Origin of the sequence: Mesorhizobium sp. NZP2077, from assembly GCF_013170805.1 — a bacterium.
Classification (GTDB): domain Bacteria; phylum Pseudomonadota; class Alphaproteobacteria; order Rhizobiales; family Rhizobiaceae; genus Mesorhizobium.
The window spans coordinates 6,122,746-6,144,751 of record NZ_CP051293.1; the positions used below are offsets into that span (position 1 = coordinate 6,122,746).

Annotated in this window: 22 protein-coding genes; 12 read left to right on the forward strand and 10 right to left on the reverse strand. The window is 60.2% G+C overall.

Translation table 11 applies throughout. The features are described 5' to 3' along the window. Together HGP13_RS30365 and HGP13_RS30370 are read right to left on the reverse strand one after the other, a co-directional pair. On the reverse strand, nt 1-2,079 hold the full coding sequence (locus tag HGP13_RS30365; RefSeq protein WP_172232791.1) for a hydantoinase/oxoprolinase family protein: 2,079 nt from the start codon (nt 2,077-2,079) through the stop codon (nt 1-3). An 89-nt stretch (nt 2,080-2,168) separates the two neighbouring features. After that, nucleotides 2,169-3,074, reverse strand: a complete 906-nt coding sequence (locus tag HGP13_RS30370; protein ID WP_172232794.1) for a LysR family transcriptional regulator — start codon at nt 3,072-3,074, stop codon at nt 2,169-2,171. 116 nt (nt 3,075-3,190) lie between these two features. On the opposite strand from HGP13_RS30370, the gene HGP13_RS30375 reads away from it, so the two are divergent. The 4 genes from HGP13_RS30375 (at nt 3,191) to HGP13_RS30395 (ending at nt 8,463) form a co-directional block, all read left to right on the forward strand. Next, on the forward strand, nt 3,191-4,309 hold the full coding sequence (locus HGP13_RS30375; protein WP_172232797.1) for an FAD-binding oxidoreductase: 1,119 nt from the start codon (nt 3,191-3,193) through the stop codon (nt 4,307-4,309). Between the two features lie 1,235 nt (nt 4,310-5,544). Beyond that, a complete protein-coding gene (locus HGP13_RS38120; RefSeq protein WP_246707165.1) occupies nt 5,545-6,129 on the forward strand; it encodes a helix-turn-helix transcriptional regulator in 585 nt (194 codons plus the stop codon). A 928-nt stretch (nt 6,130-7,057) separates the two neighbouring features. Continuing rightward, nucleotides 7,058-7,447 carry a hypothetical protein gene (locus tag HGP13_RS30390; RefSeq protein WP_172232806.1) on the forward strand — a complete coding sequence of 130 codons (390 nt, stop codon included), beginning with the start codon at nt 7,058-7,060 and terminating at the stop codon, nt 7,445-7,447. Nucleotides 7,448-7,779: 332 nt separating this feature from the next. Continuing rightward, a complete protein-coding gene (locus HGP13_RS30395) occupies nt 7,780-8,463 on the forward strand; it encodes a DUF1236 domain-containing protein (protein WP_172232809.1) in 684 nt (227 codons plus the stop codon). Nucleotides 8,464-8,664: 201 nt separating this feature from the next. Here HGP13_RS30395 and HGP13_RS30400 read toward each other — a convergent pair whose 3' ends face one another. Next, nucleotides 8,665-8,895, reverse strand: a complete 231-nt coding sequence (locus HGP13_RS30400; RefSeq protein ID WP_172232812.1) for a hypothetical protein — start codon at nt 8,893-8,895, stop codon at nt 8,665-8,667. Between the two features lie 671 nt (nt 8,896-9,566). After that, nucleotides 9,567-10,097 carry an inorganic diphosphatase gene (locus tag HGP13_RS30405; RefSeq protein ID WP_172234907.1) on the reverse strand — a complete coding sequence of 177 codons (531 nt, stop codon included), beginning with the start codon at nt 10,095-10,097 and terminating at the stop codon, nt 9,567-9,569. A 131-nt stretch (nt 10,098-10,228) separates the two neighbouring features. Here HGP13_RS30405 and HGP13_RS30410 point away from each other — a divergent pair, with 131 nt between their 5' ends. Next, the gene (locus HGP13_RS30410; RefSeq protein ID WP_172232815.1) at nt 10,229-10,438 is read left to right on the forward strand and encodes a hypothetical protein; all 210 of its coding nucleotides are present in this window, start codon (nt 10,229-10,231) and stop codon (nt 10,436-10,438) included. Between the two features lie 628 nt (nt 10,439-11,066). On the opposite strand, the gene HGP13_RS30415 is transcribed toward HGP13_RS30410, so the two are convergent. From HGP13_RS30415 to HGP13_RS30425, 3 genes are all read right to left on the reverse strand, one after another. Beyond that, nucleotides 11,067-12,086, reverse strand: coding sequence for an ATP-dependent DNA ligase (locus HGP13_RS30415; RefSeq protein ID WP_172232818.1), 1,020 nt, complete (start codon nt 12,084-12,086; stop codon nt 11,067-11,069). After that, nucleotides 12,083-14,731 (reverse strand): DNA ligase D, encoded by a 2,649-nt coding sequence (gene ligD / locus HGP13_RS30420; protein ID WP_172232821.1) that lies wholly within the window; start codon nt 14,729-14,731, stop codon nt 12,083-12,085. The genes HGP13_RS30415 and ligD overlap by 4 nt, the downstream gene beginning before the upstream one ends. A gap of 101 nt (nt 14,732-14,832) precedes the next feature. Then, complete coding sequence (locus tag HGP13_RS30425; protein WP_172232824.1) at nt 14,833-15,021, reverse strand: hypothetical protein; 189 nt, start codon at nt 15,019-15,021, stop codon at nt 14,833-14,835. A gap of 205 nt (nt 15,022-15,226) precedes the next feature. On the opposite strand from HGP13_RS30425, the gene HGP13_RS30430 reads away from it, so the two are divergent. Beyond that, nucleotides 15,227-15,961: a DUF4142 domain-containing protein gene (locus HGP13_RS30430; RefSeq protein ID WP_172234908.1), complete on the forward strand. Its 735-nt coding sequence runs from the start codon at nt 15,227-15,229 to the stop codon at nt 15,959-15,961. A gap of 22 nt (nt 15,962-15,983) precedes the next feature. Further along, nucleotides 15,984-16,580 (forward strand): hypothetical protein, encoded by a 597-nt coding sequence (locus HGP13_RS30435; RefSeq protein ID WP_172232827.1) that lies wholly within the window; start codon nt 15,984-15,986, stop codon nt 16,578-16,580. Between the two features lie 362 nt (nt 16,581-16,942). Here the strand turns inward: HGP13_RS30435 and HGP13_RS30440 are convergent, their stop codons facing one another. Further along, entirely contained in the window at nt 16,943-17,920 is a 978-nt protein-coding gene (locus HGP13_RS30440; protein WP_172232830.1) for an SDR family oxidoreductase, read from the reverse strand. Between HGP13_RS30440 and HGP13_RS38125 the strand changes: the two genes are divergently transcribed. From HGP13_RS38125 to HGP13_RS30455, 3 genes are all read left to right on the forward strand, one after another. Next, nucleotides 17,856-18,290: a hypothetical protein gene (locus HGP13_RS38125; protein ID WP_246707498.1), complete on the forward strand. Its 435-nt coding sequence runs from the start codon at nt 17,856-17,858 to the stop codon at nt 18,288-18,290. The genes HGP13_RS30440 and HGP13_RS38125 overlap by 65 nt on opposite strands. Before the next feature lie 92 nt (nt 18,291-18,382). Continuing rightward, a complete protein-coding gene (locus HGP13_RS30450; protein ID WP_172234909.1) occupies nt 18,383-19,207 on the forward strand; it encodes a Ku protein in 825 nt (274 codons plus the stop codon). A 35-nt stretch (nt 19,208-19,242) separates the two neighbouring features. Further along, nucleotides 19,243-19,548, forward strand: coding sequence for a helix-turn-helix transcriptional regulator (locus HGP13_RS30455; protein WP_348647104.1), 306 nt, complete (start codon nt 19,243-19,245; stop codon nt 19,546-19,548). A 30-nt stretch (nt 19,549-19,578) separates the two neighbouring features. On the opposite strand, the gene HGP13_RS30460 is transcribed toward HGP13_RS30455, so the two are convergent. Both HGP13_RS30460 and HGP13_RS30465 read right to left on the reverse strand, forming a co-directional pair. After that, on the reverse strand, nt 19,579-19,887 hold the full coding sequence (locus tag HGP13_RS30460; protein WP_172234911.1) for a hypothetical protein: 309 nt from the start codon (nt 19,885-19,887) through the stop codon (nt 19,579-19,581). Next, entirely contained in the window at nt 19,884-20,099 is a 216-nt protein-coding gene (locus HGP13_RS30465) for a hypothetical protein (protein ID WP_172232833.1), read from the reverse strand. The genes HGP13_RS30460 and HGP13_RS30465 overlap by 4 nt, the downstream gene beginning before the upstream one ends. A gap of 108 nt (nt 20,100-20,207) precedes the next feature. Here HGP13_RS30465 and HGP13_RS30470 point away from each other — a divergent pair, with 108 nt between their 5' ends. After that, nucleotides 20,208-20,447 carry a hypothetical protein gene (locus HGP13_RS30470; RefSeq protein ID WP_172232836.1) on the forward strand — a complete coding sequence of 80 codons (240 nt, stop codon included), beginning with the start codon at nt 20,208-20,210 and terminating at the stop codon, nt 20,445-20,447. Nucleotides 20,448-21,047: 600 nt separating this feature from the next. Continuing rightward, a complete protein-coding gene (locus HGP13_RS30475; protein ID WP_172234912.1) occupies nt 21,048-22,004 on the forward strand; it encodes an NAD(P)-dependent oxidoreductase in 957 nt (318 codons plus the stop codon). Nucleotides 22,005-22,006: the final 2 nt, after the last annotated feature.

A 22,006-nucleotide genomic window follows, 5' to 3' on the forward strand; every position in this document is an offset into this window, starting at 1 on the left:
TCACTCCGCGAAGGTCAGCAAAAGGTTGAGATGGCGGTCGACCCGTGCCTGCGCTCCGGCGGGAATGGCGAAGGTGGTGTCTTCCTGAACGACCACGGCAGGCCCGTGGAAGGTGCTGCCCGGCACGAGGGCTTGCCGGTCGTGGAGGTCGACGGTCTCGACGCTCGCGCCGGTGTAGACCGGGAGCCGGCGCGCCGGAATGGCCGGAGCATCGATCTCGTCGATCTCCGGGAAGAAGAGTTTCGGCCCTGCGCCGATGGCCGATAGCCGGACATTCACAAGTTCGATCTCGCCTTCCGGATCGTGGAAATCGTAGAGCCGCTCATGGGTGAGATGGAAGGCCTGCGCGATGGCCGCAACATTGCCGTCCACCAGCCATTCCGGCAGAAGGACGACCTCGATTTCATAGCTCTGCCCGACATAGCGCATGTCGCAGGTAAGACTGAGCTCCGCCGCCGCATCGTGCCCCTGCGCCGTAAGCCAGTCGCGGCCCTCACGCGCCAGCGCCTCGAAGGCCTCGCGAATTCCGGCAAGCGACACGCCCGACAGCGGGCTGAAGATGGTACGAATGAAGTCGCCGCGCAGATCCGCCACCAGCCCGCCCAGCGCCGAAACCACGCCGGGCCGGCGCGGCGCCATGACACGCTTGATGCCGAGTTCGCGGGCAAGGAAGGCACCGAGCATCGGCCCGCCGCCGCCGAAAGGCATCAGCGTGAAATCGCGCAAGTCGACGCCGGCGCGCGAGGCCAGCTTCTCGACCTCGACGAACATTTCCGACACCGCGATGTCGAGGATCGCCTGGGCGGTCTGCTCGACCGGGCGGTTGAGCCGGGTGGCGAGCTCGCCGACGGCGCGATGCGCCAGGCCGGTATCGATCCGCAACTGGCCATAGGCCATCTCGCTGTGGCCGAGCCATCCGCACACCACCATGGCGTCCGTCACCGTCGGCCTCTCGCCGCCACGGCCGTAGCATGCCGGCCCTGGCGTAGAACCGGCCGACTCCGGTCCGACCCGCAGCACACCTTGCGCATCGACGCTGGCGATCGAGCCGCCGCCGACACCGATCGAGCTTACCGACACGGAGGGGATATGGAGCGGAAATTCGCCGATCAGTTCGCCGGTGCCGAACTGCGCCTCGCCATCGATAATGAGCGCGAAATCGGCCGAGGTCCCGCCAATGTCGAGGGTCAGGATCCTGTCTTCGCCTGCCTGACGCGCCAGCCACGAGGCGCCGATGACGCCGGAAGCCGTTCCCGACAAAAGCATGCTCACGCAGGCGCGCTTGCCTTCGGCGGCGTTCATCAGCCCACCGTTCGACTTCGTCAGCATGGGGCGGGCCGGCACGCCGTGGTCCTTCAGCCGCTGTTCCAACGCCGTCAGATAGCCGCAGACACGCGGATGGACATAGCCGTTGAGGATAGCGGTCGAGCTGCGCTCATATTCGCGGATGACCGGCCAGACCTCGGCGGAGGAGAAGACGAACAGGTCGGGCGCAAGACGCCCGATCGTCGCCTTCACCGAAGCTTCCTGAGCGGCATTGCGCCAGGAATGCAGGAAGGACACGATGATGCCTTGCGCCCCGTTGGCTTTCGCCACTGCCACCGCCCTTTCCACCGCCGCCATATCCGGCGCCCGGGATTCGCTGCCATCGGCACGCATGCGGGCCGGAATGCCGAAAACCATGTCGCGCGAGATCAGCGGGTCCGGCCGCGAGCAGAACAGCGAATACATGTCCGGCATGCGCAGCCGCGCCAGTTCGATGACGTCCTCGAAGCCGGCATTGGTGAACAGCGCCAGCGGCGCGCCCTTGCGCTGGATGATGGTGTTGATGCCGATGGTCGTGCCGTGCACGAAGCGCGTCATGCGTTTGGGATCAAAGCCTTCGCGTTCGGCCAAAAGGGCGAGACCCGTCATCAGCTCGGCGCCCGGATCTTCGGGCGTCGTCAGCACTTTCAGCGAGGCGACACGACCAGAATTTGCTTCCAGCGCACAGAAATCGATGAATGTGCCGCCGATATCGACGCCGACCTTCCAGTCGGCTTCGTTGCACGCCTCGTCCATCGCGATGGCACCATCCATGATGCGTCCCTTCCTGTCTGCCAACCAAAGCTGACACGACAGGATGGCCAGGGTCCAAGACGGATGACGAGGAACAATATAAGTCTTGCTTATGCCCTTGCTCTGTCACCGCCGAGCACAGCGGAGCAGGCCGTACGGATCTGGTCGCGCATCATCTCATCGGCCCGCGAGAGGGCCCGTGTGCGCGAGGTCAACAGCGCGATTGGAAATTCCGGCCCCGCTGCGAGCGGCCTGACGGCGAGCCCGGCAAACTGGTGCCATGGCAGCAACGCGTCGACGAGCGCGATACCCAGACCGGCCTGGACGAAGCCGACGGCCGAGATGGAGACATCGATCTCGAGCGACGGCGAAAGCGCCACACGCTGCGCGCGGGCAGCGTGGGCCAGTTCGTCGGCGGGGCGGGTGTTTGCGCGATAGGATATCAACTCTTCGCCGGCGAGATCGGCGAGCGTCAACTCGGTCTTCCCGGCCAACGCATGCCCGGCGGGCAGCAGGCATGAGAAACCGACGCTGCCGATCACTTCTGCCTCGATGTCGGGTGGCAGGCGGTCGTCCAAGGCCACGCCGAGGCTGGCATCGCCCGCGCGCAGCATGTCGACGATCGCGGCGATCGGCGCCATGTGGGAGCGCAGCAAAATGTCGGGATGCTGCGCCCGGAAGCTGGTGAAGGCGCGCGGCAAGATGGCCATGGCCGGCGGCGGCGAGGCCGCGACCCGCACCAGCCCCGTTCGGCCCAAACGCAGGTCGGTGGTCTTGCGGCGCAAGCCTTCCAGCCCCGCCGACAGCCGCTCGGCATCGGCGAAAATCTCGAGCGCCTCCGGGGTCGGCCGCAGCCGGCCCTTGACGCGCTCGAACAGCGTGAAGCCGAGTTCGTCCTCAGTGTGGAGCAGGATCTGGCTGAGTGCGGGCTGGGAAATGTTCAGCATCCGCGCCGCGGCAGTCACGGTGCCCGCGCGCATGACGGCGATGAACACTTCGAGCTGACGGGCCCGCATTGCCACTCCATAGGTTCAGCTTATGGCTGTTGTCCAAACCCATCTTTGACGCAATGAAGCGGTGCCGACAAGATGGGCGCATCCAAGGATCAGCCGCTCTGCGCTAGGGAACGACTATGGATGTGATCGTGCTGGGCGGCGGACTGATGGGAACGGCTTCGGCCTATTTCCTCGCCAGTCGCGGCGCACGCGTGACGCTGATCGAGCGCAACCGGGTCGGCACCGGAGCGACAGTCGCCTCCTTCGGCAACATACGGCGCACGGGGCGCCATCTGTCCCAGCTTCCACTGGCCGACCGCTCGCTGCGGCTGTGGGGCGAAGCTGAAAAGATGCTTGGCCGCGATGTGGAATTCCGCGCTACTGGTCATATCCGGCTGATCTTCGATGAAGGAAGCCTTGCCGACATGCGGGCCTATGCCCAAGCCGCGCGGCCGTTGGGGCTAGTGCTGGAAGAACTCGGCCCGCGCGAGATCCGTTCCCGTTTTCCCGGCCTCGGCCCCGACGCGGTCGCCGCGTCGTTCTCTCCGCATGACGGCAGCGGCAATCCGCGGCTGATCGCACCCGCCTTTGCCGAAGCGGCCCGCAAGCTCGGCGCGGAAATCGTCGAGGACGCTGAAATCGACACGATCAGGCACTCGGGTTCCAGTTTCCTTGTCACCACTTCGAAAGGCCCATTCGCCGCCGAGAGTCTGCTCAACACCGCAGGAGCTTGGGGCGCGCACGTCGCCGCGCAATTCGGCGAAGAGGTACCACTCGACGCCCGCGGCCCGCAGATGGGCGTGACCGAGCCGCTGCCGCATCGAATCCTGCCGGTGGTCGGCATCTGGACGCGTGACAAGGACCATGGCGCCTATCTGCGTCAGGTCGAACGCGGCAACATCGTCTTCGGCGGTGCGGCCGAAAGGGTGTCTGTAGACCTCGATCCCGGCCATGCGGCCGCCGATCCCATGCGCCTTCCGTTGCAACTGCGCGCCGTCGCGCGGCTGTTGCCGGCAATCGCGCGGGTCGCGGTGATCCGCACATGGTCCGGCTGCGAGGGCTATATCAGGGACATGCTGCCGGTCATGGGGCGCTCGGCAACGACGCCAGGCCTGTTCCACGCCTTCGGCTTCAGCGGACACGGCTACCAGCTTGGTCCGGGTGTCGGCGACGCCATGGCCGAGCTCATCACGACCGACCACTGCGAAACACCGCTCGACGATTTCAGGATCGATCGCTTCGGCCGTGCGGCCTGAAGGGGCAGCCAACCATATCCGCGCGGCGATGGCTCCTTTGGCCACGAAGGCGGGATAGTCAGTCTTGACGGCGCTTTACGAATCTAAGGATCTCGAGTGGGCTTTGTACTCACACAAAACATGCCTCCCAAACTAAACCAGGCGGGAGGCGGAAGAACGGGCATTTGCGAGCACAGACAATGGTGGGCTGGCGGTTAGCCGCCGCCCATGGCCACGGACATAAAGGCCCGGAAGGCGGCGGCCGCCGGGCCGATCGGTCTGTCACGCGACCATGCCAGGGCGACATCCATATTGGGGATCGGCTCGACAAGCCGGCGCAAAGGAAAGGAGCGGGTGATAAAGGACTCTTTGTGACTAGTCGACCATGGACGCCTACCGCTATTGTCCGGTTCCGGCGAGCCACTCTAAAGCGCCCTCGCGATTAAACAGACCATCCTCTTCGTCAGAAGCTTTCTCCACTGAACGTCCAGACTGAAGTCAAGTCGTGCTTCAATGTGCTCCTCGTTAGGGTTGGAAACGGCCCCTAGGGTCGTCGAGATCAAAGCTATGTTGCACGACGATTGGTCGGGCGAACCATTTGAGCCCGCGAGGCCACGATCTTATTGAATGGCGCGTGCCAGCTGACTAGCCTTCAGGCAACTTACCCTCTTCGGTTCCAAGCTGCAGGGCGTGGTCCGTAGCTAATTTGAGGAGGGTCGCTGCGGTTTCCCGCGGGGTCCACCCCTGCGATACCGAGGTGGTAACCAGCGACGCGAAAGCCGCTTCCAGGGCGACCTCACAATTGACCTCTCGATCCGGATTACCCGCTGGCAATATTGGTGGTTCGACGGTGAGCGACATGGACACCAATAATCCGACCGATGAAAGGTTCCACGATGCCGGACGGTCCGTCGGTTGGTTTATCGCCGCGCGCCGTATCGCCTATCTTCTGAGGCCGAAAAAGCTCAAGACCGCAAGGACGACGACGACGAGTCCGACGATGTATATAATGCTGTTCATGGGTCCATCTCCTCAGAATTTGCGGGTCAAACACATTTCTGCTTCGAGGAGTCGCCCGAGCAATTTCCGGTAACCCTCGCGCTGTAATGAACACTTAGAACCTCCTAATGTTCCATCGGGGATGATTGGCAGATAGCGTCGATCCGCGTGACGCGATCTGTGTCGCTCGCCATCGATGATAGCTCCGGGCAAGGCTATTGACCTTTTTCACCGCGATTCAATTCGTTCGATTTTAAATGGTAGCAATTTCTGAAGTCGCCGCGATCACGACACCAAGGCAAGAGCTGGGGTGTCCGACATGGGACGTGCTGACATGCGTCGGATCGGGAATTGCCTTTAATTCGCGTCTTGACGCGCCAGTAAGCATGGCAAGGCTGTTAGTGCACCCCTTGCATGATGACTTCAAACATTCCGCCGATTTCCTCATCGACGTCTCGGCCTGGAACGCCTCGGGTTTCCGTTGCCCGTTTTGCGTCAACAGACATGTCGATCACGTCGCAGATAGGCCGAGGGAACATTTTAGCCATATCGAATGTTCAAATTTTATGGACAGCCGAAACCTACTTTCAGCAGATCAATCAAGAGCAGCACGCGCCCTACTGAACTGGTCGCGAGTGCGCCTTGCCGCAAAGGCCAATCTTAGCGAAATGACGATCAGCGATTTTAAGAACGGCTTTAGGAAGCCGCGTCCCCCCAACATCGCGGCCATGCGCCAAGCGTTTGAGCACGCCGGAATTATCTTCACCTTCGAAGGCACTCCCTCGCTAGCCCGCCCTGAAGGTGATAGCGGTCTCGCAACCGGCAAGCAGAAAAAAGCATAAGGTACCCCCTTGAAAGCCGTACATTAGCAACCCCTTGACGAACCGGAGGGCCGCGCCATCATCGACCCCGAGGCCAAGCCAGGCGACAAGATCCGGTTCGAGGGCAAGGTCGTTCAAGTCGATCGCGATACTGGCCGTGTGACGGTGCAGGTGCTCGGCCGTATCACGGTCGATGCCGATTCTGTCCGGCTATTGAGGAAGTTCCGAAGCCCAAAGGGCACAAAGCTGTTGCGTGACAAGGTAGACTAACCTGCGCGGCGCACCTATGGGTTTGAGCGATCCTTCGCCACAGCATTGAAAAGCAGCGTGCACGCGACCACGGAAACGATCCCTCCTAACAGGTCGTCCCCGGTCAGGCCGAAAAAATAGACCGTCTCAAACGCCAACGCTGCCATCGCTGTACACCATGTGAATCTGGAAATCGCCCACATAGAACCATTAGATAACTCTAATGTTCCGCCTTTAGACTCGCGCCGCAACAGCGGCATCCTGTCCCTTGGGAGAAGGCGCGCCTGGGCAAAGTCCACCGTCACATCGGTGCCGACCAGGCTGGCCGGCGGCGTATGAACGCCAGGAAGCGTCGGCGCGGCTTGTCTGCGGCCTCAATATCTATTCGCGCTGATCTTGGTGCCCGTGGCCATGATCGTTTCGCAGAACCCCGACATCATCGGTGCGGCTCCCGGCCTCACGCAGTTATCTGGCGGAGTTGGCGCCGTCAAATTTGCAGATCGATTCGTCGTGTATCTATTGGCTAAACTCGACAGGGCCTAGTCCTCAGAGGGAATTCAGTTCCTTCGCAGCCAGATGCATGGCTTACTTCCGGCACGAGCCTGAGAGGGGCGGAAGGCGGCAGACGGGCAGCCGTTTTGTGTGGATAAGCCATCCATGACCTATTGGTCCCGCACGGCCTGCCGCGCACTCTCGCGGCATGAAGGCGGAATATGCGGAACTGGTCTTACTGGAGCAGTCGTTGGCCTGTGCGGAGGGTATGGGTCGGCCGTTTTCCGATCGAGTAGGTGACGTAGCGGAGAAAACTGGCGGATCTATCTTGTTTGATATTCGTGTCGACGGCGACATTCAAATTCAGAGGTTCGCGGCAATTGGGTGGGGTGGGGGCGGCACCGTCGTAATCCTCATGGGCAAGGACGGACAACTCGGCATCGCGTCAATAGACGAAGACAACAACCATTTAGTTGCCGAACTAACCGCGTGGAATTCGCTGCCAATGCCAGAGCAGGTCGGTGTTAGCTACAGCGGCGCGGCCGCGAGCTTGCTTGCGAAGCTTCGTAAATCTGGCCGATGGCGAGATGCACGGTAGCGTGTTGCGGACGCCCTTGTATCTATGAGTTCTGAGCCAGTCGCTGCATTTGTCATTGAGTATTTCGCACGCCTAGCATCCTCTATGGTTTTTAACCCGACCGGGCTCGCACCGCGCTCGCCTTGCGGCGACCCGAATAAGACGCGTGAATTCAACCGCCTCAATCGGAGCGCCAAGGAGAGATGAATGCCTTTTACGGGCTGCGGTAACGCCGTCTTAAATGGCTTGCTCCGTCAAATTTTCCGCCTGTCGCCTTTGCAAATCGCCTGGAACGAAGTTTCTTCGCCGAGGTTTATCCCGCGAAGGGACTGATGCTTTCGAGGAGACCTCCCATGAAGCAAATTTTGATCACCAGCATGCTCGCGCTTGGTATCGGATGCGGTGCCGCGATTGCTCAGACACAGCCGGCTGAAACTCAGTCGGGCGGGGATGCCAATTGCGCAGCCGGAGCGGCCAACTGTCACAAAGGCTCGAAGATGAAGATGGGAGAGCAGGCCCAAGACAAGGCGAAGGCCCAGACGGACCAGCAGGCGCAAGGCAAGCCCAAGCTCAAGGCCGACGAGCAGGCTCAGGGCAAGGCCAAGGTCCAAACAGACCAGGCCCAGGGCAAGGCAAATGCGACCACCGATCAGCAGGCCCAGGACAAGGTCAAGATCCAGACAAATCAGCAGGCTCAAGGGAAAGCCAAGCCCCAGACAAACGAGCAGGCTCAGGGCAAGAACTCAACCCAGACGGATCAGAGGTCAACTGCTTCCATCAGCAATGTGACGGTCGACCAGAAAACCCAGATCACCCAGGTCATCAAGGAGACCAGGGTCGAGCCGGTGTCCAATGTCGATTTCGACATTACGGTCGGCGTCGCGGTTCCCCGACACAAGGTCCGGCTGCACCGTCTGCCCGCACGCATCGTCAAGATCGTACCGGCCTACGAAAGCTACGAGTATTTCCTATTGGCCGATGGTCGGATCGTCATCGTTGATCCGGGCAGTTTGAAGATCGTCCTTATCCTGACCTGACTTGTGCGCTTTGAGCCGCCCGCTACATCCATGTGGCGGGCGGTCCACGGAAGTGCCTTTGATCAATTATAGGCGAGCGGACCAGAATGGCTTTCCGCGTCATGGAAGCCGGCAGCCACGAAGCCTTTCCGAGCGGACCCTGCGCCTTTCGCCGCCTTTCTAACGCCGGCATGTATAGGGCTGGGATTAGCTGTCATGACGTCAAAGCTGGATTTCAGCGCCTGCCTGTTCGTCGAACAAAACTGGGCACCCGCGTGCAATCGCAACCGTGCAAAGGGCGTTCGCCACCACATCATCCGGCGACACGAAATCGCCGGTTAGCACCCGCAACTCTTCCACGCCCTCCGCCATCGAGACAAAATTCCCGACCACTCGATCGCGCTTACAGGCCTCTACCACGCAAAGCAGATCGATCATTTCGAAGCTGCGCATATATAGCCTCCATAAAAATTGTCCCTTGCAGGATGATGAAACGCATTGGCTGAATAATGTGTTCCGGGGCCTCGAAGTCATCCCTTAACTCGCGGCTGCGGCCCCGCCGTTTGGCGACGAGCTTAAGGGCAACCGGCGGCTCGATCGTCAGGCCCTCCTCAGCTCGGCGGAGGATCACTGTTGCGATCTACGAAGCTAACGAAATACCAAGTTGCGCAGGATGGTTGCTTCGGTGGTTACGCCCGGCCTGTTCGACCTCGGCATTTCAGACTGCTAACCAACGGCAGCTAAAGTCGCTTGGCGACTCCTCGTCGACCGTGCTGACCAAGCCCGTTTAGGGCTTCACTTCCTGCCTTCCTTCACTATCCGGGCTTCGCGAACGATCGAGGAATGATCATATCCGACCATGGAAATGATGTACCGGGCTTGATCCTCGGTAATCCCGGTCTCAAGCGCTACTTTCCGTACGAACTCAGCCCTCAGGTCAAACGTCTTCGATTCCTCAGCCATGCATGTTCAATTCGCCGCCGGCCCAAAGGTTTCACTGTCGGGATTCAAAAGACGTTCCCCTCTTATGACTGTGACGTCAGTTCGGTGACGATCTTGACAATATCTGGGGTGCCCGCCGGCTCGCTGACGAGCGTTCCAGATCAAACACTTCTTCGGCGCCATTAGTGGCTGGAAAAGGCGTTCATACCCTTCTTGATCGCCTTGCGTGCTTGTGCGGCGTCCTGCCAACCCTTGAATTTGATCGTCTTGCCGGTTCCAAGCACGGACGAGAGAAAGAACTGTTCGATTTCGCGCCGCAGATCGTCGGGAACATGTTCAGCCGCCACCGGCTCATCCGAAGCGTCTTCTCTATGCGGACAAAAGATGTAACGGTCGTTGCGCAAAACCTTCCCACCCTCATCCTTCTGTTTGACGCGCAGCGCGCCAAGCAGATTGCATTTAACCACAACGCCTGGGGAGGTCGCCGCTTGATGGATCACCAACCCGTCCAACGGATCGCCGTCTTCGCCCAACGTGGATGGGATGAAACCCCAGTCGTAGGGATACATCATGCCCACCGGCAAAGGACGGACATAGCCGAACACCTGCATTCTCGGATCGAAGGCAAGTTTCGCCGTAGCACCGCGCGGCGTTTCGATCACGACGCGAATAAGACCTTTGGTGGTTGTCGGCAGCTTCAAGTAGTTGGGCATCAAGATGCCTGTCTTTCGAATTTTGGGGCAGGGATCCCTGCAGACCCCATGACCAACATGGAGGGTAGCACGCGATGGAACTTCAGAGCGCGCGGAATGTTCCGAGGAGCCGGCTAAAGAGAGGTTCAAGGATGACGAAAACGGCTCTGCACATACTCAAGGGGATTGGTTATCTGATCTCGACGATCAGCGTCATCCTGCTCGCAATCGTAAGCTGGTCCAGCGCTTCGAAAAACGATCTGCTTACCGCCTGTCTCGTTGCGGGTGCCGCGTTCTCGATCGTCGGCATGTTTTGCCGCTGGCTGACGTACGAAATTGAAAAGCGCCAAGAGCATAAATAGGCGAAGCTGCCTGGACGTTCTGTGGCCTCTCTTTTTCGCCGCTTTTGGCGATGTGACCGGCCTTGCATCCGCCACGTTGGTGGGTCTTTCCAGAATCGGCGAGGATTCGGGTCATGGGGCGCGCAACCACCAGTGCTCGGAACGCGTTGGTCGAGGCAACGTTGTTGCTGAGCTTGAGTCCACGGCGCGCTTGCAAATGTCACGTTTCGAAGAAATTTCGAAGAAATGAAGCTTCAGGAAATTGTTGAAGACACACGGCTGCCGCCAGCGAGCCTCTGGACACCGACATCTAAGGCGATGGCACGTTAGCCGCGGGACACCACAATGACGCAAACCACACCAATGCCACGCCAACCCAGTGGTCGAGCGGCCTGCCAGCGAGCTTCCTCCGACCATCGACGCGGCGGAAATTCCGCCATCAAAATCCGGCCAGCAGCAGGCGGCTCAACCTCAGCAGTCACCGAAGGCCAAGTTGGAATAGCAAATTCGAATCACGCCTCGCCAACCCCTGCACTCCGGCTAAAATCGAGTTTGTTGGCGCGCCGGACTGAGTTGGGGATTCGTCCTTTTCAGCCGAATTGATGCGCTGATTGATGACGTAAGGGCCCAAAACCGGGCCAATCGAGCCTCATGTCTTCAGTATCTGCTCGAAAGTGCATTGCTTTGGGTTCTTGTCAGGGCGCCATCTCAGCAGTTTCGTACCGTGCCGGAATCGATCGCCCGTGACGTGATCGAAACGCACTTCGACCACCAGTTCCGGCCTCAGTGGCTCCCACTGCCCGCTTCTTTCCGTACTCCAGCGGCTCGGCCCGCCCGGCGCTTTACCGGTAAAACCAGGAGGCGATCGCAACCCTTCAAGTTGCCGTGTCAGAGCTGGCCGATCTTCCTGCGCAATTGTCGACGTGAACCCGACATGGTCGAGTTTGCGCTGGTCGTTGTAGAGGCCCAGCAGTAGTGAGCCGACCTCGCGCGCGTTCGCCAGATAGCGGAAGCCGCCGACTACACAATCGGCTGTGCGCAACCGCTTGACCTTGATCATGGCGCGCTCGCCGGGCCGATATTTATCGTCGAGAAGCTTGGCGACAACACCGTCCGTCGAACCCCGACCGGATTCGCCAAGCCACTTGGTCGCAATTTCCAAATTCCTGGTAGAGCGCGACAGCTCGATATCGACATGACCAGCCAACTTTACGAACAGTTCCAGCGCCTGGCGCCTTTCGGACAGCGGTTGATCCATCAGGCTGGTGTCTGAACTGGCCAGCATATCAAACAGGACCAGCTTGGCCGGAGTTTCGAGCGATAGTTTGCGGATTCTGCTCGCCGCTGGATGCAGCCGCATCTGCAGCGCATCGAAAGAGAGCAAGCCGCCAATGTCGATGACGATCTCACCATCGACCACGAAGTCTTTGGCATTCAGTTCACGCAACCTCGAGACGACTTCCGGGAAGTATCTGCCGAGTGGCTTGCCCGATTTTGCCCGCAAGTCCACCTCATCACCGGCTTTGAAGGCGAGGCAGCGGAAGCCATCCCATTTGGGTTCGTATTGCCATTCGCCGCCATCATCCGGCAAGGCGTCCGCAGCTTTTGCTTCCATCGGCTCCGTCTCCAACGGAACGCCGAAAGACCGTTTTGATCCTTTCGAATTCATGCCGCGAGCTTTGCAGAACCGAACCTTTTGATGGCGGTGCTGATTGACCTTTCGCCCTCCGGGTAGTCGGCCCAGGCGACAGTCTTCTTCAAAAGGCCCGGCACAGTTCGGACCGTATATTTTTTCGGATCGAGATCCGCCTTAACCTGCCCCCAGGTCAGTGGCATGGAAACAGTTGCGCCCTCCCGCGCACGAGGTGAGAGGGGTGCAACTGCGGTCGCCATGCGATCATTGCGGAGATAGTCGAGAAAGATCCGGGACGTCCGCTGCTTCTTGGCCATGTTGACGAGATAGAGATCCGGCCGGTCCGCCGCCATCTGCATGCAGACCGCCTTCGCAAAGGCCTTGGCCTCCGGCCATGTCGTCTTGCTGCGCTGGCCGGCCAGCGGCGTGACGACGTGCAGGCCCTTCCCGCCAGTCGTCTTGCAAAAGCCGACCAAGCCCAAATCTTCGAGACGGTCGCGCATCTCTTTGGCGGCTACGACGACTTCGGCAACGGACACCTCTGGACCGGGGTCAAGATCGAATACCAGTCTGCCGGGAACCTCGGGATGACCCGGGTGGCAATTCCAGGGATGCAATTCCAGGCCGCCGATCTGGGCGATGGCAGCCAAGCCCTCGACGCGATCAATCTGAAGATACGGTTTGTGGTCGCCGAAGACTTTCACCAGTTCCAGCAGGTTAGACGTGCCTGGCATGGCGTGGCGCTGGAAGAACTGCTCGCCGGCATAGCCGTCCGGCGCGCGCACCAGCGAACACGGGCGACCCTTGAGATGTTTGATCATCCAGGGACCAACGGCCTCAAAATATTCGGCGAGGTCGAGCTTGGTGACCGGCTGGCCACCATCGCCTGCATTCGGCCAAAGCGGCTTGTCAGGTTTCGAGATGATGACGCCCATGACGATTGGGTGTTTCCCGGTCCGGCCAGATGCCCCGGCTGGATCGGCGATCTCCGTGTCCTGAGGATCGGCGGGACGCTCGACCTCAACCTCCTTCGCCGGCTTGTCTTCGCGCAAGCCCTTGAAAGCGGCCTGCCTGACATTGCCGCCACCGGTCCAGCCGGCGAACTCGATCTCCGCGACCAATTCTGGTTTCGTCCAGAAGACGGTCGAATCCTTCTTCGGTGCGCCATCTCCAGTAAACGGCGACTTCGCGGCCTTCATTTCCTTGAGCCTTGGCATCAACTGCTTGACTTTTGCCTCGCTGTAGCCGGACCCCACACGCCCGATGTAAGCGAAGTGCTCACCGCGATTGACACCGATCAGCAACGACCGGAACTTGCCGTTGGTGGTAGACCAGCCGCCAATGACGACTTCATGTCCGGCCCGGCATTTTGATTTCGCCCAGGTGTCGGTTCTGCCCGAGACGTAGGTCGCATCAGCTTTTTTGGAGATGATCCCTTCAAGCGATAGCCGGCAGGCCGAGCGCAGCACCGCGTCACCGCCATTGGTGAAGTGCTCGACATAGCGGATGAGGTTCTCCTCACCACGAGCGACCCCTGCGAGCATCTTGCTCAGCCGCTCCTTACGCTCCAAGAGCGGCAGCTTTCGCAGATCATTTCCGTCCGCAAACAACAGATCAAAGGCAAAGAAGATCAGGTCTTTTGTCCGGCGCTCCGACAATGCGGCCTGCAGGGCGGCGAAATCCGGAGCCCCATTCTCGCCGAGCGCCACGATCTCGCCGTCGACGATGACATTGGGAAGGCTCGCCGCTTCTTTCGCAATGGCGCCAAACTTCTCGGTCCAGTCGAGACCCTTGCGCGTCCTTAGCGTCGCGGCGCCTTCTTCCACACGTAGCTGGACGCGATAGCCATCGAACTTGATTTCATGCACCCAATTTGTACCCACAGGCGGTCGGGAAAGGGTCTGGCAGAGCTGAGGTGGAATGAAGTCGGGCGCTTTCAGCGCCGAAGCAGCAGGGGGCCGCTTGTGACGCGCAGACGGCTTCAACGCCTTGGCGGCGCGCTCGTCGGCAGCGTGGCCGCGATTGCTGTTCCACACCGCGTCGGCATCGGCCACCGCCGAGCCTTGCAGCATGAACGGCTTCGGGCCAGCCCCCTTTCCGGCAGCAATCTTTTCCATGCTCCGGCCCGAGGCCACGGACCGGTCCTGTGCCAGCACCGCGGCGCCATTGCCGTCCGTGGCATATTTGTCGCGATGTTTAATCAGCAGCCAGTTCGTGCGCTTGCCACCATTGCGGTCATGCTTCATGCGCACCAGGACAAAGCTTCCGTGCAGGCGCTTGCCGTCGAGGGTAAACTTCAGATCGCCTTTTGCCAGGGCCTTGTTGGGAGACATGGCGCCTTCCGACTCCCAGTATCCACGATCCCACAGCTGCACGGTGCCACCACCATACTGTCCCTTGGGAATCGTGCCTTCGAAGTCGCCGTAGTCCAGCGGATGATCCTCCACCTCGACAGCCAGGCGTTTATCCTGCGGATCCAGAGACGGACCTTTGGTGACCGCCCACGACTTGAAGACACCGTCCAACTCAAGGCGCAGATCATAGTGAAGCCGCGTGGCATCATGTTTCTGGATCACAAACCGAAGCCGGTTCGATTTCGCGATCGAGCGCTCGCCGCTCGGTTCTTTTGTCTTCGTGAAATCGCGCTTGGCCCTATAGGTGGAAAGCTCGCCCTTTGTCATGGAAATGCCCCAACTGATGACGCGACGCGCGACTCAACGCCGTGAGCGAGGTTTGGTTCGGTCAGCGCTACAATGACCATGCCATTACTTTGACCATGCCATTACTTTTTCCGCTTCAGCGGAAACGTAGCATCGCCGTCGTCCTCACCCGACAGAACGCGCGGGTTGGCGCTTGAGACACCGTTGTTCCTTCCGCCCTTGTGGCGCTTTTCTGACTGGCCTCGCGCATCTGCTTCAGGCGTCTTGCCGGGACGCTCGTCAGAGTCTTCGTTGCCGGATTTGTCAGTCATGCCGATCTCCCATGCAATGCATTGGCAACTCTCCCACCGATCTGAAGTTCCCGGACAATCGGCGACCGGGACACTGGTGCCTTGGCTGTCACAACGTCGCGCGGACCGTACCGAGCTTATTTTCCGACGCCATCGCCATCGCTCGGAACAAAGCCTCCGCCGGGAGATTGGGGCTCGTTGTCTTCTCCAACAAGGGAACCCATTCATGAAGAACAATCTCCGCTTGGCGTCGCTGTCAATCGCCACAGCAATGGTCTTTGCGCTGCCTGCTCTGGCCGCAGAGACAGCCCAGGATTTCGTAAACAAGGCGGCGATCGGCGGCATGTTCGAGGTGCAGTCGAGCAAGGTCGCCCAGGACAAGCTCCAGGATCAGAGCCTCAAGGATTTCGCTCAGAAGATGATCTCCGATCACGGTGCGGCCAACGCCAAACTCGAAAGCATTGCCGGTGAGCAAAAGTTGCAGGTCCCGTCAGACCTGGATTCCCCTCACAAGGCTGATGTCGACAAGCTGCAGTCGGCTATGGCGCCCGTCGATGCACCCTATGCGGACATGCAGAAGGCGGCCCATGCAGACGCTGTGAGCCTGTTTGAGGGCTACGCCAAGGACGGCGATAACGCCGCTCTGAAATCATTCGCAGCCGACACCTTGCCGACGCTCAAGTTGCATCAGGAAATGATCGACAAGGTCGCGGCTTCGGCCCCGGCTTCCGGCCGCACCACGCCAGCCGCCACAGATACCAGCAATCCCGCGGCGCCGGTGCCGGGCGCCAACAGTTTCACCGAGGATCAGGCCAAGAGCGCCATTGCCAAGGCGGGCTACGCCGACGTCTCCGCGCTCACGAAGGACGACAAGGGCATCTGGCGTGGAACTGCCCGCAAGGACGGCAAATCGACGCCGATTGCTCTCGACTACCAAGGCAACGTCGTTGCCGGCAACTGATCACAAACCGAGGACCATTCAGATGAAAACCATAACCGGACTATTCGACACCTACGACGACGCCAACGATGCCGTTGGCGAGCTTGAGGCCACCGGCGTGCCCCGCTCGGATATCAGCATCGTCGCCAACAACTCGACGGGCTGGCACAAGGGTGAAACCTCCGAAGCTGGTGAAGATGCCGCGACAGGAGCAGGTGTTGGCGCCGTGGTTGGCGGTGCCGGCGGACTGCTTACGGGGTTGGGCCTGATGGCTATTCCCGGCGTCGGGCCTGTCGTTGCCGCCGGATGGTTGGCTGCCACCGCCGTCGGCGCCGTGGGTGGTGCCGTCGTCGGCGGTGCTGCAGGAGGCATCATCGGCGCAATGACGCAATCCGGCGTGCCGGAAAACGATGCGCACGTCTACGCGGAGGGTGTCCGCCGCGGCGGAACGATGGTCACCGCCAAGGTCGAGGACAATCTCGTTCCGAACGCGGAACAGATCCTGAAGCAATACAATTCCGTCGACATCGCCGGGCGGCGCAAAGAATATGAGGCCGGCGGCTGGACCGGCTTCGATCCGACCGCTGATGTCTATACCGGTGATGATCTGGACCGCGCCAAGGGAAGACGCGACATCTGAGCGGAGCCCGAGCCGAGGGCGGCCAACAGCCGCCCTCGATTTCTCCCGACCGGCGACGCCGCCTGGCAGCGGAAAGCCTCCGGCAGCTTTGTGGGCTGCCGATGGTTGAGAGTTTCTGCGCGCTCCCGCCCAGTGTCAGGACCTATCCTAATGCCCTATGCGAACGCCACAAACCCGAACCTCGTCGAAGTCATCGAAGCCATTGGGGGAATGGTTTGTTCGCGTGGTAGAGGATGGCCGCGAGCAGACCCGATCGTTCGAACTGGAGTCCTACGCGCTGGCCTTTGCGGAAGGTCAGCGGCATCGCCTTTCATCTTGATAAGGTCGTGCGGTTGTAGACGCACGCGAACGTCACGCCGTTGTCAGTAGCCGCCAATGATGGGCAGGATCTCTCCGGTGATATAACTCGAACATTGCGGGGAGGCCAGAAAAACGTAGGCCGGTGCGATCTCTTCTGGCTGGGCCGGGCGTTTCATCGGCGTGTCGGCGCCGAATTTCGAAACATCGCTGGCCCGCTTTTCCGATGGGTTGAGTGGCGTCCAGACCGGACCCGGCGCGACCGCGTTGACGCGGATGCCTTTGTCTATGAGGTTGCCGGACAGGGCTCTTGTGAAGGCGTGAATACCGCCCTTGGTCATCGAGTAGTCGATCAGCTCCTTGGAGCCGTTTATTCCCGTTGTCGAACCGGTGTTGACGATGGCTGAGCCAGGTTTCATATGCGCCACAGCCTCCTGAGCCATATGAAAATAGCCGTAGAGATTGGTCTTCAAGGTGGTGTCGAAATGCTCCTCGGTCAGGTCGGCAAAATTCGTCGAATGCACTTGGAACGCAGCATTGTTGACGAGGACATCGAGGCCTCCCAGTTGTTTGACCGTATTGGCCACGGCCTTACGGCAAAAAGCGCGGTCGGCGACATCGCCGCGAAGTGTGATGCAACGGCGACCTTCGCTCTCTACCGCCTGCTTCGTCACCTCGGCGTCGCTGTCCTCTGACAAATAGACAATTGCAACATCCGCGCCTTCGCGTGCGAAAAGAACCGCGACCGATCGCCCGATGCCGGAATCGCCGCCCGTGACCAGCGCAACCTTGCTCTCGAGCTTGCCGGAGCCGCGCCAGAACGGCGCATCGTAGAGCGGCACTGGCTTGATCTCTGCTTCAAGGCCTGGTTTCGGGTGATGCTGCTTCGGAAACGGCGGCGCGGGATATTTTCGCGCACCCGCCTGCATCGCGCCGGCAGGTTTCGATTTCGGTTTGGCGCGATCATCGGCATCGACCTTGCGCTGGATGCGCCGCTGTTTCTGGGTGACCCTGGAAGTGTCGGTTTTCGTCGCGATTGGCATGGTCATGTCCTCGGTTGCCGACGGACAACGTGCGTTGAGCGAAAAGGTTGGCTTCCAAACTGCGAAAACGCACTGGTTCAGGGCGAATGAGACTCTTCCCCGCGAAGCAAAAAAGCGCTTTGATCGAAGCAGGCCAGCAATTGTCCTTGTTGTTCAGCGACGTCGTCATGCCGGAAATGTCGGGACGCCAGCTCGTCGATATCTGGGCAAGAAAAATCCGAAGCTCAAGGTCCTTTACAACGCCGGCTACACACGCAATGCGATCGTTCACAACGGCATCCCGGGCCCGGGGACGCAGCTGTTGTCGAAACCATTCAGCCTGGAAGACCTTGCACAAAAGGTGCGGTCGATCCTGGACGATCCCGCTTAGCCTGCTGCTGTCAACACTCGCGGGCAACCGGGATGCGTCGGAACGATTTGGAGTGACGCTCGTTGCCCTGACTGGAAACGGGATTGAGCGAAATGGTTGCGCCACGTGCCGCTTGGAAGGGCTTTTTGAAGGTCGGATCGGTAACTTGCGGGGTGAAGATCGTCGGTGCCACCAGCGAGGCATCGAAGATTCATTTCAAGATCTTGAACCGCAAGGACGGCCTCCCCGTCAAAAGTGTCTATGCTGACGAAAAGACAGGAAAGACCGTCGAGAGCGAGGACCAGGTGAAGGGGTTTGAGATCTCAAAGGATGAGTTCCTACAGATCGAGCCCGACGACATCAAGGCGCTGAAGCTCACATCCGATCATACGCTTGAAGTCGGTGAGTTTGTGGCGATCAACGAGATCGACACCCGCTATCTGGAGAAGCCCTACTACCTCATTCCAGCAGACGGCGCGGCCGTCGAGGCCTACGGCGTAATCCGCGATGCGATGAAGAACAAGGGCGTCGCAGCCCGGTCGTGCATCGTGCTCTACCAACGCGGCCGGGAGGTTGTGATCCAGCCCTATGGCAAGGGCATGGTTCTGACCGAGTTGCGAAACCACAACGAAATGGTCTCCGAGGACAGTGTCTTCGATGGTCTGACCATGGCAAAATACGATCCTGATCTGCTCGAAATCGCCGGCATGCTCATTGACAAGAAGGTGACCACTTTCGACCCGTCGAAATTCGAGGATACCTATGAAGATGCGCTGATTGCCATGATTGACGCGAAGCGCAAGGGCAAGGCGCCGCCGAAAGCGGCACCGAAGCCGAAAGAGAACGTCATCAACCTAGCCGAGGTGCTTAAGAAGAGCCTCAAGCAGGAGGGGCTGGCGACACCTGCAAAGGGTACTGCGAAGCGCAAGAGCGCTTAGTCCAAACGCCCACAGACCCGATCGAGGAGACGTTTGTGTCCCAATTGACTGTAGAGCAATGTCGGGCGGCGCGGGCTCTGCTCGACTGGTCACAAGCCAGGCTTAGCGCCAAAGCGCAGGTCAGCGAGGGAACCGTTCGGGATTTCGAGAAGAGCAAGCGCGTTCCGGCCGGCGACGTGCTGGTTGCGTTGCGGTCGGCGCTTGAACTCGCCGGGGTTGCCTTTTTGAGGGACGGCGAGACGGTCCATGGTGGACCCGGCGTTCGGTTCAGCACGTCAACAGCGTCGCGCACGCCTATCCAGGATGGCGAAGCGGGAATTATTCAGAACAGCGACATGTAAGCCGCCGGTCGAATCGAACCATCGCTGTCGTTACCTCTGATCGTTGTAGAGTTCTTTCGTTTGTCCAACCATCTTCGCCAGTTCCGAAAACGGTGGAATGTCGGAGTGACCTTGGGCATTGTTTGCGATCTGCAGAAGCCGGATCGGAATGCAGATGACATCGCGATTGGCAGGCGACATAACTTCATAAGTCCCCTCATCGCCCGTCACATTGGCCTCCGCCTTTCGCAGCGCGATATCGATGTCGTCGATCGAAAGCAGGCCGTTGTGGACTAGCAAATTTTTTATCGACGCGACTGCCATCATCAACCCTTCGAGCTGAAGATTGGCGATGTTTATGGCCGTGTACTCTTCACCTGGCCCGGCGGGTTCTGCCCGTCCGACTGATGCGTATTCTCGTCGACTTCGGTGACGGGCCGCGTCAATCCTACGCCATCCTTTGGTTTCTTGTTTCCAGCCGCGTCCTGGGAGAACGCATCCGAAGGGTCGGCACCGGTCTTGGCGGGATATTTGGTCGCTCCGGTTTCACGATGATTTTCATTTCCAGACATTTTCGGTGCTCCTGTGTGATCATCGATAACAGGCCTGCACGCTGCGCGTTCCGCGCAGCATGGAACATTCCTGACGGCCGGTCGTTGGCCCGCAAAGGAGAAGACGGCATGGCCAAGATCAAAAATCTAAACGCTGCAATTGCTAAGGAACCGGAGACGGCTGGGGTCGAAATCGAGCGTAAGGACACCGGCGCCAAGGATTCGCGCCAAACGGCAGTCAACCCCAAGACGGCTGGCGCCTCGGCCAAAGCAAACAGACCTTTGGCCGACCCCTTCCCGGCCAAACAAAGCGACGCGCGCCCGGGGGCTGGCAAGACGCCGCGCCCGACCGACAACCCCGGAGAATAGTCATGCCGCCCAAACCCGAACCGAACGAAGAACCACCGATTGATGCACCGACCTGGACGCCAGACGTTCGTGAACCTGACCCTGATCTTCTGCCCGACGAGCTGCCAGTCCCCAACCCCGACGAAAACCGTGATCCTCCAAAGCGAGCTTTGACATGAGCGAAGATGACATTCGCAGGGGTTGGTGCCTCCCGGGGTGCGGTTTGCTTTTTCCGTCAAATGGCCACTGTCAGGCGCATGCGCTCGAACCGTCGCCGGATGGCCACAGTGGGTCGCCTTCATCAGCCCACGCCGGGCCATCCGCCGAACAGAGACGTGATCCTTCGCTTGATGGACAGCCGCGGCCAACGTTCGGCCACGGCAGCTGATCGTCGAGCAGCAAGCATTTCGTATCCGTCGTCAAACCAATGCGCAGACGCGTCTGATCAACTGGCGAGACAGATGCGGCCGTGTCACCGCCCCCGAGTCTCTCGCTATCCTCCCCGGTGCCAATGGCGAACTTCTCCCTGCATCTGCAGGTCTAGGCTTTGACCCGCGGCGGAATCGAGTGGCGTTCGCCATCTGCCAGTGGCACAGTCCGCCAGCAATCGGCGAGGCGAAAATGACACGCGTAGTGATCATCGGCGGCAGCGGGCATGTCGGCACGTACCTAGTGCCGCGGCTGGTCGAGGCCGGATATGAAGTGGTCAATGTCAGCCGCGGCCAGCGCGCAGCCTATACGCTGAATGCGGCGTGGAAATCGGTCGAGCCCGTGGTGATCGACCGCGACACGGAGGAGAAGGCTGGCACCTTCGGCGAGAAGGTCCGCGCGCTGAAGGCCGATATCGTGGTGGACATGATTTCCTTCACCCTCGACAGCACCAAACAGATCGTCGGCGCGCTGCGAGGCGAGGTGCAGCACTTCCTCCATTGCGGCACTATCTGGGTCTATGGGCACAACACCGCAATCCCCGCGACAGAGGACCAGCCGAAAAATCCGTTCGGCACTTATGGGATGCAAAAGGCGGAGATCGAGACATGGCTGCTCAACGAGGCGAGGCGAAACGGTTTTCCAGCCACGGTGTTTCGGCCCGGCCACATCGTGGGGCCTGGCTGGGAGCCGCTCAATCCGGCGGGGCACTTCGACATCGGCGTGTTCTCCCAGATCGCCCGTGGCGAGCCGCTGGTGCTGCCCAATCTTGGCAACGAGACAGTGCACCACGTGCATGCCGACGACGTCGCACAGATGGTGATGCGAGCCGTCGCGAACTGGAGCAACGCGGTGGGCGAGGCCTTCAACACCGTCTCTCCACAGGCGATCAATCTGCGCGGCTACGCCGAGGCGATGTACAGCTGGTTCGGCCACGCGCCGCGGCTGAGCTACGAGCCGTTCGATTCATGGAAGGGCAAGCAGACCGAAGAAAACTGGCGCGCCACCTGGGAGCACATTGCACGCAGCCCGAGCCATTCGATCGCCAAGGCGCGGAACCTCTTGGGCTACGACCCACGGTATTCGTCGCTGCAGGCAGTGTACGAGTCTGTCGAGTGGCTTGTGGCGAACGGGAAACTCGGCCGGTAAAG